Raw genomic sequence first — 15190 nt, forward strand, 5'->3', positions numbered from 1 at the left:
ATTAAATTGTTTACAATATTATTTTGCGATTTTTATCATCTCTCCTATATTGCGCACATGACCCATGATGACGCCCGCCAGCCCCGGCTTGATGACCAGCTCTGTTTTGCCGTCTATGCCACCGAGCACGCTTTCGCGCGCGCCTACAAGCCGCTCCTGTCGAAGCTCGGCCTGACCTATCCGCAATATCTGGTGATGATGGTCCTTTGGGAACACCGCACGCTGTCGGTCAACGCCATCGGCGCGCGGCTGGGGCTCGACAGCGGCACGCTGTCCCCGCTTCTGAAGCGGCTGGAAACGGCAGGCCTGATCGCCAGGCGCCGGGCGGCCGACGACGAGCGCCGGGTCGAAATCACGCTGACGCCGAAAGGCCTGGCGATGCGCGAAGATGCCGAGGCCGTCGGCCGGTCAATCGCTCAGAAAACGGGCTGCACGGCGGAAGAGGCCCGCGCGCTGCACGCCCGGCTGAACGCGCTGCGGCAGCATCTCCTGGAGAGCGAGGAATAGCGCATCGGCCCGAAAATCGGGTTCGATTTTCGGAAAGCACGATGCGTAGATTCAATAGGTTAGAGCGTCCTTTCGCCTCAGGGCAGAACGGCGCGCACCCTGCCAACTTCCGTGCCGTTCCAGTTCTTCAGCCCGGGATCGGCCATCTGCCGCAGGCGCTCAGAGAGCGCCGCGTCATCGGCGAGTTGCCTTGCGAGAACGGCGGCCACCATGGCCTCGGCGGCGCGTGTCGTCCCGTCCTCGCATTTGAGCGCAATGCCGAGCCCCTTTTCCGGCAGCGCCGCGCAGAAAACGCCTTCCGCGCCGGTCTTGGCAAAGATGCGGCCGGGCGCCATTTCCATCAGCGCCGTGCAGGCCCGGCCCGTGCCGGCGACATAATAGGGCTCGGCCATCGCCGCATCGATGATGCGCCGCGCGGCGCGGGCGCGGATGGGCGAAAGCCCCTCGCCCGTCGCCATGCGGGCAAAGCCCCGCGCAAGCGATTTCAGCGGCACCGCATAGGTGGGGATATTGCAGCCGTCGACGCCGCACACATCCGCGCCGACGAAGGCGCCGGTCACATCCGCCATCGCTGCGCGGATCTGCGCCTGCAGCGGATGGTCGTAACCGGTATAGCCTTTCGGATCGATACCCTGGTGGCAGCAGGCGCAGACGAAGCCGGCATGCTTGCCGGAGCAATTGTTGCAAAGCGCATCCGGCGTCTCCCGCGTACGGGCCTGGTGGATGAGGACCGGCTGCTGGAACGACCAGTGCGCCCCGCATTCCAGATCCTCGACGCCGCGTCCCGCTTTGGCGAGCATCTCGGCCGCAAGGGCCGCATGGGCATCTTCGCCCGAATGGGATGAGGCCGAAAGCGCGAGCTCGCGATTGCCGAAACCATAGGCGTCCGCCGCCCCGCTCTCGACAAGCGGCAGCGCCTGGATCGCCTTGCAGGCCGAGCGGGGAAACACCGCCGCGTCGATATCGCCGGCGGCATAGACGACGCCGCCCGCGGCATCGGTGACCGCGATCATGCCGCGATGACGGCTTTCGACGAGCGCGCCGCGCGTCACCTCAACCAGAACAGGATTGACCATCAGCCCGAACCTCTCCCGCTACCCATGACCTCAGTCGAATGCCAGTACGATCTTGCCGATATGATCGCCCGCCTCCATGCGTCGGTGCGCTTCTGCCGCTTCCTCGAAGGCGAAGACGCGGTCGATCAGCGGCTTGACGCGGCCCTCGGCGACGAGCGGCCAGACCTTCTCCGCAAGATCGTCGCGCACGGCCTTCTTTTCTGCATCTGTGCGCGGACGCATGGTCGAGCCGGTGACCTTCAGCCGCTTGACCATGATCGGCGCCAGATTGACGTCTTCGGCCTTCGACCCGCTGAGGAAGGCGATCATCGACAGGCAGCCATCCCTGGCGAGCGCGGAAAGATTGCGCTGGAAATAGGCGGCGCCGACCATGTCGAGAATGATGTCGACCCCGCGTCCCTCCGTCGCCGCCTTCACGGCCTCGACGAAGTCCCGTTCGCGATAGTTGATCGCGACCGTTGCGCCGAGCGCCACGCAGGCATCGCATTTCTCCGCCGTGCCGGCTGTCGTGAACACGCGCGCGCCAAACGCTTTCGCAAGCTGGATGGCCGTCGTTCCGATGCCGCTCGAACCGCCGTGGATGAGAACATCCTGCCCGGCCTTGAGTCCCGCCATCTGGAAGAGATTGGCCCATACGGTGAAGAAGGTTTCCGGGATCGCGGCGGCGGAAACGTCATCCATGCCGTCGGGAACCGGCAGGACCTGGCCGGCCGGAAGCAGGCAATACTCCGCATACCCCCCGCCATTGGCGAGCCCGCAAACGCGCGCGCCGATCTCGACCCCCTCGACCTCTTCGCCCATGGCGACGACAGTGCCGGCCACTTCCAGCCCCAGGACGGGACTTGCGCCGGGCGGCGGCGGATAGCTGCCCTGCCGCTGGGCGACGTCCGGACGGTTGACGCCGGCGGCCGACACCTTGACGAGAACATCGTTCGGCCCCGGCTTGGGGCGCGGTCCCGTTGCCACCGACATGACCTCCGGGCCGCCAAAGCCGCTGATCGTGATGTAGCGCATCGAACCGTCTGAAGACATTGCTCTCTTCCCTCGGGTGCTTGAACTCAACAAACCAAAAGGCCCGGCCGCGTCCGTTTCGGAACGCCGGCCGGGCCTTTCTTCATCTCAGCCGTTGCTGCGCGGACGCAGTGCAAGCGCGAAGACCACCATCGACACGCCGTAGACCAGGAAATCGGCCGCGACGAACAGGCCGAGCAGCCACAGGCTGTTCTGCGGGAAGTTCGAGGCGATCAGGACCGCGGCCAGGATCAGGACCAGGCCGGAGAAGATCATGAAGCCCCAGCCCTTGAGCGGGCGCATGGTCATGCCGAGGTAAAGCCTGAAGCCGCCGGCAACGGCCAGCGAAACGCCGACGATGATGGTGAACAGGCTGGAAGCCAGAACCGGATTGCGCATCAGCACGATGCCGGCCAGTACGTACAGCAGGCCCGAGATCACCCAGAAGGCCACATGCCCCTTGGAGCGGTTGTAGAAAAGCTGCAAGAGATGGACGACGCCGGCGACAATCAGCATCGCGCCGAAGAAGACCACCGAGGCAACGGTCGTCGCCACAAGATTGCCGAGAAGAATAAGGCTCAGCAGCACGAGCAGCAGGCCAAAGGCCATGACCCAGCCCCAGCGTCCCCTGAACTTGTCAAGATCCGGCCCCTGCTCTCCAAATGTCGTCATGGTGGAATACCCCCTTCATCACCGCGTAAAATCGAGCAGACGATAGTGATGAAGCTGAATATTAGCAACTATTCTTCACGCGAAGCCGCGTTTTCCGGAAGCGGGTTCAGTGGGCCTGGTTGCGCACCGCCGGCCTCAGATAGATCACCCAGTAGGCGATCCCGACGAACAGCGCGCCGCCGATGATATTGCCGATGGTGACCGGGACCAGATTGGCAAACACGAAATTGCTCCAGGTCAGATCGGCAAAGTCTGCCGGATTGGCGCCCGAGGCTGCCCAGAACTCCGGTCCGGCAAGCGTCCTGGTCAGGATCGCCATCGGGATCTGGAACATGTTGGCGACGACGTGTTCGAACCCGGCGGCCACAAACATGGCGACCGGCAGGATGACGGCCAGGATCTTGTCGGTCGCCGACCGGCCGGCATAGGTCATCCACACGCCGAGACAGACAAGCACGTTGCACATGACGCCGAGCGCGACCGCCTGCAGAAAGGTGTGGTGCAGCTTGTGCTGGGCGATATGCATGTAATTGAGGCCAAGAAGCCCGCCATCGCCCTCATAGTGCCGGGCGGCCTGCATGATCATCACCAGCGTGACCGCGCCGACGAAGTTGCCGAGATAGACCATCGCCCAATTGCGCGCGAGCGCGGCCCAGGTGATCCGCCCGGTCGCCTTGCCGATGATCGTCATCACGGTGCTTGTGAACAGGTCGGCGCCCGTCAGCACGACGAGGACCAGCCCGAGACTGAAGGCGAGGCCGCCGATGAACTTGTTCGCGCCCCAGCCGATATCGCCATTTCCCGTTGTCACGACCGTGTAGAATATGAAGGCTATGCCGATGAAGGCGCCGGCCATCATCGCGGAGACGAAAAGCGAGAGCGGATCCTTGTTGACCTTTGCGATCCCCGCCGCTTCGGCCTTTTCGGCCATGACATGGGGCGGGAAGGCATCGAGATTGAAATGCTGCATGGTCAGGAACTCCATCGGTGGACGCTTGGGAGGCGCGTGGCCGATACCTAGCAGTCCCGCCCCCCGGCGCGTTGATCTTGATCATTTTGGCGCATGCCCCCGGCTCGACGCTGACCAGCGGACGGCCGTGCGTGCATAATGGCAAAAGATACGAATCACCGCGAAAGGACGCGACATGCTGAATATCTGGGGACGCGCGACATCATCCAATGTCCAGGCGGTGATGTGGACCGTCGGCGAGCTCGGCCTCGATTTCGAGCGCTATGACATCGGCTTCAGGTTCGGCGGCAACGATACCCCGGACTTCCTCGCGATGAACCCGAACGGACTGATCCCGGTCCTGAAGGACGGCGATGACGGCGAGGCGCTGTTCGAATCGGCCGCCATCTGCCGCTATCTTGCGGCCCGCTATGGCAGCGACGCCTTCTGGCCGAAGGACCCCGCGGCGCGCGCCCATGTCGACAAATGGGCCGAGTGGGCAAAACTCACCGTCGCATCCGCCTTCACCATGCCGATCTTCTGGGCCGTGGTGCGCACGCCGGCGAAGGACCGCGCCCCGGAGGCGATTGCGCGCGCGCTCGCCGCCTTCGACCGGCTTCTGGGCATCGCCGAGGCCGAACTCGAGAAGCACGCCTTCCTTGCCGGCGACAGCTTCACGCTGGCCGACATCATGTTCGGCCACATTCTCTACCGCTACCATACGATGGAGATCGACCGTCCCGCGCGGCCGGCCGTCGAGGCCTATTACGCGGCGATGACCGAACGCCCGGCCTATCGCGACCATGTGATGGTCTCTTATGACAGCCTGCGTCCGTAGAAAGGGCAGTTGGCGACAAATCGCGGCGCGTGAACGGAAATTCCCTGCGCCGGCCTTGAAATCGACCGGAGGCAAGAGGATAACGAAGGCAACCGCCCCGCTTCCTGTACATTGATACCGGGCCCCGGACCGGGAAATTTTATCGAGAACGCCAAAGAGATTGCCGCGAAAGCCAGGTCATGCGCCCCTATTACAAGAACGTCAAAATGGTCCGCCGTACACGGGTGATGTGGGGATCATGGCGCATATGGCAGCCAAGGCTGGTGTTCTGGGTCGGCGCCCTGATGATCGGGGTGATCAGCGTGTTCTTCGCGCGCGCCGCCGATTTCGCCTATGAACTGTTCGAGCACATGCGGCATTCGACCGCCTATTCGCCCTATCTCCCACTGATCCTGACGCCGCTCGGCTTCATGCTCTGTTCCTATATGAGCACGCGCTGGTTTCCCAATTCCCAAGGTTCGGGCATTCCGCAGGCGATTGCCGCCCGGCACCTGCACAACACCGAGAGCCAGCACCGTCTGCTCAATCTCAAGGTCGCCGCCGGCAAGATCCTCATGACGATTGTGGGCCTGTTCTGCGGCGCCTCGATCGGGCGCGAGGGGCCGACTGTCCAGGTCGGCGCTTCGATCATGATCCAGACTGCGCGCTGGGGAAAGATGATCCAGACCAAGGGGTTGATCGTCGCCGGTTCTGCGGCCGGCATCTCGGCCGCCTTCAACACGCCGCTTGCCGGCATCGTGTTCGCCATCGAGGAAATGAGCCGCGCCTACGAATCGCGTGCCAACGGCCTGGTCGTTTCGGCGATCATCCTTTCGGGTCTTGCCGCAATCGGGCTTGCCGGCAATTATACCTATTTCGGCCAGGCCTCTGCAATCGCAGTCAGGCCGGAGGAATGGATCGCGGTTTTCATATGCGGCATTGGCGGCGGGCTGCTCGGGGCCATGTTCTCGCTCTACTCCTTGAAAGCCGCGCGCCGCATCAAGCGCTGGGCACAGCCGGCGCCGATCAGGCGCATGGCATTTCTGGCCGGCGGCTGCGGACTTGCTGTCGCCCTGATCGGCATTCTCTTCGGCGGCGCGACCTTCGGCACGGGTTACGAGCAGGCCCGAACGGTCATCGAAGGCGGCTCGATCAGCCCGTTCTTCTTCCTCGGCAAGCTCGCGGCAACCTTCCTGTCCATGGCGTCCGGCATTCCTGGCGGCATCTTCGCGCCATCGCTCTCCGTGGGCGCCACGCTCGGTTCGACCGTCGCCGATGTGCTCGGCATCAGTATCGGCCTCGGCGCTATCCTCGGCATGGCGGGGTATTTCGCGGGCGTCGTCCAGTCGCCCATGACGGCCTTTGTCATCATTCTGGAGATGACGGATAATCACGACGGCATCATCACGCTGATGGCCACCTCCATGCTCGGCTATATCGCATCGCGCATGATCTCACGGGAGCCGCTCTATCATGGCCTGTCGCGTGCCTTCATCGCCGACAGCATCAAGTACCAGCGCGCCCGCAACAGGGAGACGACCGCCGAGGACCGCAGCACCGCTGACGAGATGCGTGAAGAGACCCGTCGTTATAATGACAAGGGCGCCGTATAGAACCGGTTCGGGCAGCGCGTTCTAGCAATCGAAGGTTTTACGCCAAGCTTTTGCCGCCGCTGCCGGAAAATAGACAAGCCGGTTCCTCGCGCGGCTTCGGCTGGAACGCGATACTGACACAAACGGACATGATGCGAGTTTGACGATGACGCTCTCCTCCAAGATCGACCTTGAAGACACCCTTGCCGCCCTGGACCTCGAGGGACGACTGCGGCTCGTCGCCGAAAGCGGCCGGCCCGCAGTCTTTACCACCAGTCTCGGGATCGAGGATCAGGTGCTGACCGGCGCGATCGCCATGGCCGGCCTGCCGATCAGGATCGTCACGCTCGATACCGGTCGCCTTTTCGACGAGACGCTGCAGTTGATCGAGGACACCGAGGCCCGATTCGGCATCGCGATCGAGCGTTTTCATCCACGGCAAGAGGCTGTCGATGCCTATGTCGCCGAGCATGGCCGCAACGGCTTTTACGAGAGCGTCGACGCGCGCCATGCCTGCTGCCACATCCGCAAGCTCGATCCGCTCGCGCAGGCGCTCGAAGGCGCAGCCTACTGGATCACGGGGCTGAGGCGCGGCCAGTCCGGCAACCGCGCGACGACCCCTTTTTACGAGGAAGACAAGGCCCGCCATCTGACGAAGATCAATCCGCTGGCCGACTGGAACATCGCGGACATCCGCGCCTTTGCCGAGCGGAACGACGTTCCCCTCAACCCGCTGCATGAGCGCGGCTATCCCTCGATCGGCTGCGCGCCCTGCACCCGCGCGATCAAGCCGGGTGAGCCGGAGCGCGCCGGTCGCTGGTGGTGGGAAAATGACGCAAAGCGCGAATGCGGCCTGCACGTCGGAAGCGCCGCCCGCTGAAGATTTGCCGATTTACCGCCGGGTCGAGTTGCCCTCAATGATCTCGAAGGGCAGTTCAACGGCCGCTTCCGGCCGCTCGCCCTCCGTCAGGTACCGCATGATCAGATCGGCCGCCTTGAAGCCGATCTCGTAGAGCGGCACATAGACCGAGGTCAGCGGCGATTCCTCCATCTCGGCGAAATCCACGCCGTTATAGCCGCAAATGCCGAGTTCCTGCGGCACGCGAACGCCAAGCTGCTGGGCGCCGAAATAGACCCCCATGGCAAGCCTGTCATTGTGACAGAAGACGGCATCCACCTCCGGCATGCGCCGCCTGAGGTTGCGCACGAGGTTGACGCCCTGTTCCATCGGATTGCCGGTTTCGGCCTCGAAGACATAGGCCGGATCATAGCGGCCGGCCTTCAGCAGCGCGTCGCGATAGCCCTCGAAACGGCGGCGGGAGCGGATATCCTTGCCGCCGCCCAAAAGCGCAATCCGCTCATAGCCCTGCGCCAGGAGATGCTCGACGGCGGCGGTTGCCGCCGCCCGGTTTCGGATGCCGACGCCCATGTCCAGCGGCTCGATGCTGGTATCCATCATCTGCACAACCGGACAGCCGAGCTCGGCGATCAGGGGCTTGTTGACCGGAAACTCGGCAACGCTTTCAAGAATGATGCCGGCGGGATTCTGCGCCACGAAAAGCCGGAGCAGCTTGGCTTCCTCGGCCGCGTTGAGGCCGATATTGGCGAATTGCGTGCTGACGTCGCTCGTGAGGAACCGGTCCTCGACGCCGCGGGCGGCATGGAAGAAGCCGCTCATCTCCATGATCGGCGCCAGCACCGCAACGATGCCGCTGTGCCGGCTGGCAAGCGCCCGGGCGGCGAAGTTCGGCACATAGCCAATCTCCTCGACGACGTCCAGAATGGTCTCGCGCAGTTTCTCGCTCACCTTGTGCGGTTCGCGCAGCGCCCGTGACACCGTGATCGGACTGACGCCCGCCAGCCTTGCCACATCGCTCAAGGTCGTTCGCGATTTGGAGCCGCCTCTCAGCCGAAAAGACAATTCAACCATCCCCTGTCCCGCCAATCGGCGCTTACCGTTCCATCCACGTCTGACGCTATTCCGCTTTGTTATTTTATCATGAATTTCAAATCCACGGCAAAATGACTTTCGTCGGCCTCGGGGCCGTTGCGCCTCAAGGATTGGCCAGTGCCTTCAGATCGGTCGCAGGGTCCGCGATCGCGTCAACCGACGGATTGATCCCGGCCGAAAGCATCTTCTTGGCGCAGACATAGGCGCGTGCATCATTGATCGCGTCGACGGCGAGAAGCGTGTCGCCCCTGAAATACCAGACGGATTGGCTGCCCTCGCGGGCGCCCTCCCGCGTCACGACGCGATCATAGCCGCCATTATAGCCCGCGATCTGAAGTTTCACATCATATTGATCCGACCAGAACCACGGCTCGGGTTCATAGGCCTTGTCAGAGCCCGCGATAACGCCGGCGATTGCCTCGCCCTGATCGACGGCGTTGGGCACCGATTCGAGGCGAATTCGCTCGCCTCGATAGGGCAGTTCAACGCAATCGCCCACAGCGAAGATATCGGGATCAGATGTGCGCCCGAAAGCATCGACGACGATGCCGTTTCCGACGGCAAGGCCTGCTTCCTTGGCGAGCTGGTCGTTCGGCGTCACGCCGATGCCGACGACCGCCATGTCGATCTCCAGCGTCTCCCCGCGCGAAAGCACCGCGCGCCGGACATGGCCCGCCTCGCCCTCGAGATGGATCAGGCCGGTATTTTCGCGGATATCGACGCCGTGCGCGCGATGAATGGCGCGCATGATATCGGCCGTCTCGGGCGCTGCGACGCGCTTCAGGATGCGGTCGGCCATTTCGATCACGGTGACGTCGACCTCGAATTTCCGCGCCACGGCCGCCGCCTCGAGGCCGACATAGCCGCCGCCGACGACGAGGAGCCTGGCGCCCGGCTTCATGGCCTCGGCCAGCCGGTCGGCGTCATGCTTGTCGCGCATGACGAACACGCCCTCAAGGCCGCCGCCGATATCCTCCGGCAGGCGGCGCGGCGCGGCGCCCGTGGCCAGCACCAGCGTGCCATAGGAAAGGGTCGCGCCATCCTGCATCACGACCTGCCTGGCGTCCCGGTCGATGCGTTCGACGAAACGCTCCAGAAGGAGGTCGATGTCGTTTTCGCCGTACCAGGCCTCGGGCCGGAACAGCAACCGGTCGAACGCCATCTCGCCAAGAAGGTATTTCTTCGAAAGCGGCGGTCGCTGGTAGGGCGGCACGGCTTCCGCCCCGATCAGCGTGATCGGCCGCTCATCCTTCAGCGCCCTCAGCTTAGCCGCGACGGCAAATCCGCCCTGACCTGCTCCGACAATGACAATCCGATCAGACACGATTTGCCCCTTTTTCGTTTGTTTTCGATGCAGACCAATGGCTTACGTCGTGATCGAGGCCCCGTCAATCATCCGAGCAGCGCCGAATAGGCACAGGTGCGCGACAAAAAAAGGCCCGGTATTGCACCCGGGCCTCTTCGCTTGTTGGCCTGTTATCCAGCCGATGGCGGAGCAATCTTCAGAGATTGCCCTTGCGCTGCTGGACCATCATGAACTTGTCGAAGGAGAACTCCGCGAGCTGCATCCACAGATAGGCGTCCTTCTTGAATTCCTGCTGGCTGTCATAGATGCGCTTGAACCAGGCGTTCTCCGCCGAGATCTCGGCGAAGGTCTCCTGAGACACCTTGTAGCAGGCATCGAGAATTTCCTCGCTGAACGGTTTCAGCACCGCGCCTTCGGCGACCAGCTGGCGCAGCGCCTGCGGGTTGCCGGCATCATAACGGGCGAGCATGTCAAGGTTCACCGCGTCGCAGGCATCCGTCAGGATCTGCTGATAGCTTGCCGGCAGTTCGTTGAACTTGTCGAGATTGGTGAAGGCATGGATGACCGGGCCGCCTTCCCACCAGGCCGGATAGTAGTAGTATTTCGCGACCTTGACGAGGCCGAGGCTGAGATCGTCATAGGGGCCGACGAATTCGGTGGCATCGATCGTGCCGCGTTCCAGCGCCGAATAGACGTCGCCGGCGGCAATCTGCTGCGGCGTGACGCCGAGCTTTGCCATGACCTGGCCCGCAAGGCCGGCGATGCGCATCTTCAGGCCCTTGAGATCCTCGAGCGAATTGATCTCATTGGCGAACCAGCCGCCCATCTGCGCCCCGGTATTGCCGGCCGGATGTCCCCAGACGCCCTTTTCGGCGAAGAACTCGTCAAACAGCGCGTTGCCGCCGCCCTGGTAGAGCCAGGCATTCTTCAGGCGCGCATTCATGCCGAAGGGCACCGCCGTGCCGAGGCCGTAGGTCATGTCCTGGCCGATATAGTAGTAGGAGGGCGTGTGGCACATTTCGATCGTGCCGTCGCGCACGGCGTCGAGCACCTGCAGCGGCGGAACCAGTTCGCCGCCGGCAAAGACCTGAATATCGAAATTGCCGTCGGTCGCCGCGCGCACGCGCTCCGCAATTCCGGTCGCGCCGGAATAGAGAATGTCGAGCGACTGCGGGAAGGCAGACGACAGGCGCCAGTTGAGCTTGGGATTTTCCTGGGCGATGGCGGGGGCGGCGAGCGCGGCCGGGGCGAGCGCGCCTGCCGAAGCAACGCCTGCTTTTTTGAAGAACGTGCGGCGATCCATTGGTGTTTCCTGCTTTATTGTCGAAGGACCGGCTCCCGGCGGGGCGAACGTCATGCCTGCCCCGGCGTCGGGCGATCCGTACCGGTCGGTACTATCTTTTTTCACCGCCGCATGCAAGCCCGACATCGCGACGTTGCGTCATTACCTGTTGTTGATTTGTTCGAACCCGTCCGGCGCGCCATGAACCTGCCGTACGCGGCGCGGAACCCCGCCGCCCCGACATTGCCGTGCCGCCCTTCGCGCGCCCACGCCAAATGCCGGGCGACCGGCTGACGTATCTTGCGTCCACCGGCCGATACTGTTATGACTGACTGGTCAGTCAGCATCAAGGAAGCAGTTGTCCGGAATGAACACCCCGCCAAAACGAAGAACGCTCGCCCCGGAAGCCCGTCGCAAAGCCATCCTGGACGCCGCCCTTGCCGTGTTTTCCGAAAAGGGTTTCGCCAATGCGCGCATCGAGGACATTGCCCGGCGCGCCGGAATCGGCAAGGGCACGGTCTATCTCTATTTCCCGGACAAGGAGAGCCTGTTCAAGTCGCTGATCAGCGACGCGCTCGGTCCGCTTCTTACCGCCGCACACGCGACGCTCGACGAACCGGATCTTGACCCGCGCGAAACGCTCGCGATCTTCTTCGAAATGGTGAAAACCGAAGTGCTCGGGACCGAAAAACGGGACCTTGTTCTCCTGATGGCGATGGAAATGCGCAATTTCCCCGAGATCGCCGAATTCTATCACGAGAACATCATTCGCTCCGGCCTCGCCCTTATCCTCGGCGTTCTCGAGAGGGCCGAAAGGCGCGGCGCTTTGCGCTCTTCCAAGGTGCTGAAGGCGCCGCAGGTGATCTTCGCGCCGGCGCTGCTGTCGGTCATCTGGGATGCGAACTTCGCCCGCTTCGGCGATCTCGACCTCGATGCCGCATTCGGATTCTACCTGGATACCCTGTTCAAGCCAGCCGAAGGGGATACCCCATGAAACGCGTTCTCATCGCCGTCATCCTGCTGGCCGTGGCTGCCTCGGCCGGATACTACCTCTTCCGCCCCGAAGAGGACCACGGCTTTCTCGGCTGGGTGGAGGCCGACGCGCTCTATATCGGCGCCCCCGACACCGCGCGGCTCACCGTACTCACCGTCGAGGAAGGGGACGAGGCGCAGACCGGACAAAGGCTGTTTGCCCTTGAAGCCGACGTGGAACAGGCCGCCGTCGACACCGCCCGCGCCAACCTGGAAAAGGCAAGGGCCGCCCTGGCGCTCGCCCGGGCGCCGCAGGACAGGCCGGAACAGCTGGAAGCGCTGCAGGCCTCTCGCAAGGAGGCCGAGGCGGCGCTTGAATACGCGGAAAAGTCGCTGACGCGGGCAAGATCGCTGTTCCGGCAGGAAAGCGGCACCAAGGCCAATCTCGACAGCGCCGTCAGCGCCTACGCGCAGGCGAAGGCCGCCCTCGACAAGATCAATGCCCAGATCGCGCTCGGCGAACTGCCCCAGCGCGACCAGCAGATCGAACAGGCCGAGCAGAGCGTCTCCGCCGCCGGTTCCGACCTTGCCGCAGCCGAAGCCGCGCTGGCCCTCAAGACGGTTTCGGCCCCGGCCTCGGGCAGCATAGAGGAGGTCTACTACCGAACCGGCGAAGTGGTGCCGGCGGGCCGCCCGGTCGTCGCGCTTCTGCCGCCGCAAAACATCAAGATCGAGTTCTTCGTGCCCGAGCGCGAGCGCGCCGCGCTGAAGGTCGGCGACAGGGTGCGCGTTTCCTGCGACGGATGCCGGCCGCAAGACGCCACGATCTTCTTCATCGCCAAAGACGCCGAATACACCCCTCCCGAGATTTTCTCGCGTGAGGAGCGCGCCAAGATGGTCTACCGGCTGGAGGCGCGGCCTGAAGACCCCGCGGCGCTTGCCGTCGGCCTTCCCGTCAATGTCACAAGGGAGCGCGACTGATGGCCACCCAGGACAATGTCATTTCGGTCGAGGGCCTGACCAAGAGCTTCGGCGGCCGCACCGTGGTCGACCATCTGACCATGAACGTCCGCAAGGGCACGATCCACGGCTTTCTGGGCCCGAACGGCTCCGGCAAGACCACCACCATCCGCATGCTCTGCGGTCTTCTGACGCCGGACAGCGGCTCCGGCACCTGCCTTGGCTACGACATCACCCGCGACGGCGAGCGCCTCAGGCGTCACGTCGGCTACATGACCCAGCGTTTCTCGCTCTACGAGGACCTGACGATCCGCGAGAACCTCGATTTCGTCGCCCGGATTCACGGCCTGAGGGACCCGCGGAAAAAGGTCTCCGACGCCATCGAGCGGCTCGGCCTTGGCGGTCGCGAGAAGCAGCTCGCCGGCAATCTCTCCGGCGGCTGGAAACAGCGGCTCGCGCTCGGCGCCTGCACGCTTCCCGATCCGGACCTGCTGCTGCTCGACGAACCGACGGCCGGTGTCGACCCCAAGGCGCGGCGCGAATTCTGGGCCGAAATCCATGCGCTGGCCGCAGACGGTCTCTCGGTTCTGGTCTCCACCCATTATATGGACGAGGCCGAACGCTGCCACGAGATCGCCTATATGGCCTATGGCAAGCTGATGGTCACCGGCACGGTGAAGGAGGTGGTGGCCGCCTCGAAGCTCGAAAGCTACCTGATTACCGGCGCCCATGTACATGATCTTCAGGCCGAACTGGAACAGGCGGACGGCGTCGACCTCGTCGCCCCCTTCGGCTCGTCGCTGCATGTCTGCGGCCATGACAGGGCGGCGCTGGAGCGCGCGGTTCAGCCCTACCGCGACCGGCCGGATACCGAATGCCGCCGGAGCGAGGCGACGCTGGAGGACGCATTTATCTACATGATGAATGCCTCTAAGGACAATTTCGATGACGGATGAGAGAAAGCAGCGCTTTGCCGCCATCCGCCGCTTCTGGGCGATGACGGTCAAGGAATTCATCCAGATGACCCGCGACCGGCTGACCATGGGCATGATGATCACGCTGCCGATCATGCAATTGCTGCTGTTCGGCTTTGCCATCAACACGACGCCGCATCATCTGCCCACGGCGGTGATGCTGTCCGAGAGCACCGATGCCTCCCGCGCCATTCTGGCTTCGATGGAGAACACCGACTTCTTCGATATCACCGGCATCGTCACAAGTGATGAGGACATGGACCGGGGGCTGGAATCGGGCGAGGTTCTGTTCGTGGTCGAGATCCCGCCGGACTTCGAGCGCGACCTCAGGCGCGGCCTCTCCCCGTCCCTTCTGGTGGCGGCCGACGCGACCGATCCGGTCGCCGCGTCTTCCGCGCTGGGCGCGCTCTCGGGCGTCGTTTCCACCGCGCTTTCCGGCCTGCACGGCGTCACCATCGCCGCCCCCGGGGAGCCGGCCTTCAACATCATCCAGCACCGGCGCTACAATCCGGCGGGCAAGTCGACGCTCAACATCGTGCCCGGCCTGCTCGGCACGATCCTGACGATGACGCTGCTGATCTTCACCGCCCTTGCCGTCACCCGCGAGATCGAGCGCGGCACGATGGAAAACCTGCTCGCCATGCCCATCCGCCCGATCGAGATCATGATGGGCAAGATCATGCCCTATGTCTTCGTCGGAGCGTTTCAGGCGGCGCTGATCATCTCCTCCGGCCTCTTCATCTTCGATGTGCCGATCCTCGGAGATCCGTGGTCGCTGGCGCTTCTGACGCTGCTCTTCGTCGTCACCAACCTGTCGATCGGCTACACATTCTCGACGGTTGCCAGGAACCAGCTCCAGGCGGTGCAGATGTCGATGATGTTCTTCCTGCCGAGCATCCTGCTTTCGGGCTTCATGTTTCCCTTCGACGGTATGCCGCGCTGGGCGCAGTATCTCGGCGAGGCCCTGCCGCTGACGCACTATCTGCGCATCGTGCGCGCCATCATGCTGAAGGGCGCCGACATCACCGTCCTCGGATTCGACAGCGCCATGCTGGCGGCAATCGCGCTGGTTGCCATCACCATTGCCGTCAGCCGCTTCAACAAGACGCTCGACTGAGCTG

15 protein-coding genes are annotated in these 15190 nt (G+C 63.6%); 8 read left to right on the forward strand and 7 right to left on the reverse strand.

The genetic code is table 11. The features are described from left to right. The first annotated feature begins 57 nt into the window (after positions 1–57). Positions 58–507, forward strand: coding sequence for a MarR family winged helix-turn-helix transcriptional regulator (locus JET14_RS14650; RefSeq protein ID WP_200334484.1), 450 nt, complete (start codon positions 58–60; stop codon positions 505–507). A 77-nt stretch (positions 508–584) separates the two neighbouring features. Here JET14_RS14650 and JET14_RS14655 read toward each other — a convergent pair whose 3' ends face one another. The 4 genes from JET14_RS14655 to focA form a co-directional block, all read right to left on the reverse strand. Continuing rightward, a complete protein-coding gene (locus tag JET14_RS14655; RefSeq protein ID WP_200334486.1) occupies positions 585–1583 on the reverse strand; it encodes an asparaginase in 999 nt (332 codons plus the stop codon). A 30-nt stretch (positions 1584–1613) separates the two neighbouring features. Next, positions 1614–2615 (reverse strand): NAD(P)H-quinone oxidoreductase, encoded by a 1002-nt coding sequence (locus JET14_RS14660; RefSeq protein ID WP_200334488.1) that lies wholly within the window; start codon positions 2613–2615, stop codon positions 1614–1616. Positions 2616–2702: 87 nt separating this feature from the next. Then, the gene (locus tag JET14_RS14665; RefSeq protein WP_024707374.1) at positions 2703–3266 is read right to left on the reverse strand and encodes an HdeD family acid-resistance protein; all 564 of its coding nucleotides are present in this window, start codon (positions 3264–3266) and stop codon (positions 2703–2705) included. A gap of 106 nt (positions 3267–3372) precedes the next feature. After that, positions 3373–4236 (reverse strand): formate transporter FocA, encoded by an 864-nt coding sequence (gene focA / locus JET14_RS14670; RefSeq protein ID WP_200334489.1) that lies wholly within the window; start codon positions 4234–4236, stop codon positions 3373–3375. Positions 4237–4411: 175 nt separating this feature from the next. Between focA and JET14_RS14675 the strand changes: the two genes are divergently transcribed. The 3 genes from JET14_RS14675 (at position 4412) to JET14_RS14685 (ending at position 7504) form a co-directional block, all read left to right on the forward strand. Further along, on the forward strand, positions 4412–5053 hold the full coding sequence (locus JET14_RS14675) for a glutathione S-transferase family protein (RefSeq protein ID WP_200334490.1): 642 nt from the start codon (positions 4412–4414) through the stop codon (positions 5051–5053). A gap of 179 nt (positions 5054–5232) precedes the next feature. Further along, the gene (locus JET14_RS14680) at positions 5233–6645 is read left to right on the forward strand and encodes a chloride channel protein (RefSeq protein WP_200334491.1); all 1413 of its coding nucleotides are present in this window, start codon (positions 5233–5235) and stop codon (positions 6643–6645) included. Between the two features lie 145 nt (positions 6646–6790). Beyond that, entirely contained in the window at positions 6791–7504 is a 714-nt protein-coding gene (locus JET14_RS14685) for a phosphoadenylyl-sulfate reductase (protein ID WP_200338113.1), read from the forward strand. Between the two features lie 12 nt (positions 7505–7516). On the opposite strand, the gene JET14_RS14690 is transcribed toward JET14_RS14685, so the two are convergent. From JET14_RS14690 to JET14_RS14700, 3 genes are all read right to left on the reverse strand, one after another. Further along, positions 7517–8494 carry a LacI family DNA-binding transcriptional regulator gene (locus JET14_RS14690; protein WP_246750637.1) on the reverse strand — a complete coding sequence of 326 codons (978 nt, stop codon included), beginning with the start codon at positions 8492–8494 and terminating at the stop codon, positions 7517–7519. 184 nt (positions 8495–8678) lie between these two features. After that, positions 8679–9899: an NAD(P)/FAD-dependent oxidoreductase gene (locus JET14_RS14695; protein ID WP_200334493.1), complete on the reverse strand. Its 1221-nt coding sequence runs from the start codon at positions 9897–9899 to the stop codon at positions 8679–8681. A 178-nt stretch (positions 9900–10077) separates the two neighbouring features. Further along, positions 10078–11184 carry a TRAP transporter substrate-binding protein gene (locus tag JET14_RS14700; protein WP_200334494.1) on the reverse strand — a complete coding sequence of 369 codons (1107 nt, stop codon included), beginning with the start codon at positions 11182–11184 and terminating at the stop codon, positions 10078–10080. Between the two features lie 346 nt (positions 11185–11530). Between JET14_RS14700 and JET14_RS14705 the strand changes: the two genes are divergently transcribed. The 4 genes from JET14_RS14705 to JET14_RS14720 are packed head-to-tail and all read left to right on the forward strand — an operon-like array spanning position 11531 to position 15186. Further along, positions 11531–12157 carry a TetR/AcrR family transcriptional regulator gene (locus JET14_RS14705; protein WP_200334495.1) on the forward strand — a complete coding sequence of 209 codons (627 nt, stop codon included), beginning with the start codon at positions 11531–11533 and terminating at the stop codon, positions 12155–12157. After that, entirely contained in the window at positions 12154–13116 is a 963-nt protein-coding gene (locus tag JET14_RS14710; RefSeq protein WP_200334497.1) for an HlyD family secretion protein, read from the forward strand. Before JET14_RS14705 ends, JET14_RS14710 begins: the two co-directional genes overlap by 4 nt. Continuing rightward, positions 13116–14051 (forward strand): ABC transporter ATP-binding protein, encoded by a 936-nt coding sequence (locus JET14_RS14715; protein WP_200334499.1) that lies wholly within the window; start codon positions 13116–13118, stop codon positions 14049–14051. The genes JET14_RS14710 and JET14_RS14715 overlap by 1 nt, the downstream gene beginning before the upstream one ends. Further along, complete coding sequence (locus JET14_RS14720; RefSeq protein WP_200334500.1) at positions 14041–15186, forward strand: ABC transporter permease; 1146 nt, start codon at positions 14041–14043, stop codon at positions 15184–15186. The genes JET14_RS14715 and JET14_RS14720 overlap by 11 nt, the downstream gene beginning before the upstream one ends. Positions 15187–15190: the final 4 nt, after the last annotated feature.

It is taken from the genome of Martelella lutilitoris (genome assembly GCF_016598595.1).
Taxonomy (GTDB): domain Bacteria; phylum Pseudomonadota; class Alphaproteobacteria; order Rhizobiales; family Rhizobiaceae; genus Martelella; species Martelella lutilitoris_A.

Excerpts from the sequence above, each read along its gene's own strand:
- JET14_RS14685 (WP_200338113.1), top strand. The coding sequence starts at position 6,791 with ATGACGCTCTCCTCCAAGATCGACCTTGAAGACACCCTTGCCGCCCTG.
- JET14_RS14650 (WP_200334484.1), top strand. The coding sequence starts at position 58 with ATGACCCATGATGACGCCCGCCAGCCCCGGCTTGATGACCAGCTCTGT.
- JET14_RS14665 (WP_024707374.1), bottom strand. The coding sequence starts at position 3,266 with ATGACGACATTTGGAGAGCAGGGGCCGGATCTTGACAAGTTCAGGGGA.
- JET14_RS14710 (WP_200334497.1), top strand. The coding sequence starts at position 12,154 with ATGAAACGCGTTCTCATCGCCGTCATCCTGCTGGCCGTGGCTGCCTCG.
- focA (WP_200334489.1), bottom strand. The coding sequence starts at position 4,236 with ATGCAGCATTTCAATCTCGATGCCTTCCCGCCCCATGTCATGGCCGAA.
- JET14_RS14660 (WP_200334488.1), bottom strand. The coding sequence starts at position 2,615 with ATGTCTTCAGACGGTTCGATGCGCTACATCACGATCAGCGGCTTTGGC.
- JET14_RS14655 (WP_200334486.1), bottom strand. The coding sequence starts at position 1,583 with ATGGTCAATCCTGTTCTGGTTGAGGTGACGCGCGGCGCGCTCGTCGAA.
- JET14_RS14705 (WP_200334495.1), top strand. The coding sequence starts at position 11,531 with ATGAACACCCCGCCAAAACGAAGAACGCTCGCCCCGGAAGCCCGTCGC.
- JET14_RS14700 (WP_200334494.1), bottom strand. The coding sequence starts at position 11,184 with ATGGATCGCCGCACGTTCTTCAAAAAAGCAGGCGTTGCTTCGGCAGGC.
- JET14_RS14675 (WP_200334490.1), top strand. The coding sequence starts at position 4,412 with ATGCTGAATATCTGGGGACGCGCGACATCATCCAATGTCCAGGCGGTG.
- JET14_RS14680 (WP_200334491.1), top strand. The coding sequence starts at position 5,233 with ATGCGCCCCTATTACAAGAACGTCAAAATGGTCCGCCGTACACGGGTG.
- JET14_RS14715 (WP_200334499.1), top strand. The coding sequence starts at position 13,116 with ATGGCCACCCAGGACAATGTCATTTCGGTCGAGGGCCTGACCAAGAGC.
- JET14_RS14720 (WP_200334500.1), top strand. The coding sequence starts at position 14,041 with ATGACGGATGAGAGAAAGCAGCGCTTTGCCGCCATCCGCCGCTTCTGG.